The sequence below is a fragment of the Raoultibacter timonensis genome, assembly GCF_900240215.1.
Classification (GTDB): domain Bacteria; phylum Actinomycetota; class Coriobacteriia; order Coriobacteriales; family Eggerthellaceae; genus Raoultibacter; species Raoultibacter timonensis.
This window is the reverse complement of the sequence record NZ_LT964698.1, coordinates 1-802: the sequence shown is the minus strand read 5'-3', so window position 1 is coordinate 802 and position 802 is coordinate 1. Positions and strand designations below refer to the sequence as shown.

At 62.2% G+C, this 802-nt stretch carries 1 protein-coding gene; it reads left to right on the top strand.

What is annotated here, in order from left to right:
• Positions 1-319: 319 nt before the first annotated feature.
• Positions 320-802: hypothetical protein (locus C1722_RS16605; protein WP_425319390.1), on the top strand; the 483-nt coding region annotated here is incomplete at its 3' end.

The window sequence follows — 802 nt, the reverse complement described above, 5'->3', positions numbered from 1 at the left end:
CCCGCGCTGCTATCCGTTTTCGCGGGTGCCGAGCATCCGGCAAGCCCTGCGACGGCCGCGCCTGCGCCGGCGAAGGCCCCCATCTTCAGAAAGTCGCGCCTGTTGAACGATGCATCGATACTCATAGCTGTTCCCTTCCTCGCGTTCGGTCGGCCTTGCACCCCTGCCGATCGAATCTGGTGTATGCTGCCTTGGTGAGGCGGTTAGCATCCTAGCAACTGGAAAACGAAAGCGCTTCACACCCGTTATGTGAATTCAATAGGGAATAACTTAATATAGAATGGAGCTATGCGTTTCGGCTGGAGCGACGGGAGGACGCGTGGCGCAACGCAGGATCAGAGCATCCGAGTACGTCTCGGAGCATCGGCGCAGCTTTGCGGCAAGCGTTGGCTTTGCGCTGTTCATGCTCTGCTGCATGCTGACCATTTGGGGCGGCCTTCCGCTTTTGGAGCGAACGGGGCTGACACTCCTCTCGCTGCTCGCATGGTGCTCGATACCGCTGTTCGCCACGATCGCCGCAGCGCTTTTTGTTTTGGCGTACGCACGGGCGCTCCCCCCGTCGGTGGCTCTCGTTGTCGAGGTGCTTTCCCGCCCCTGGGTTGCCTGCGCCCTCATCATCGGCAGCTACATCGTGCTCGCTTTGGTGGGCAGCCTGTCGGGAGAAGCGGCTGCATGCGCGTTCGGCGTTCTGGCGGGCGGGGGAATCGCCTCGCTGCTGATGCGGTGGGAGCTGGCGTTCGGCGCGCTCGGCGTGGGCGAGGTCGTCAAAGTCGTTCTTGCGGCGCTCGTCGTCCATTCGATC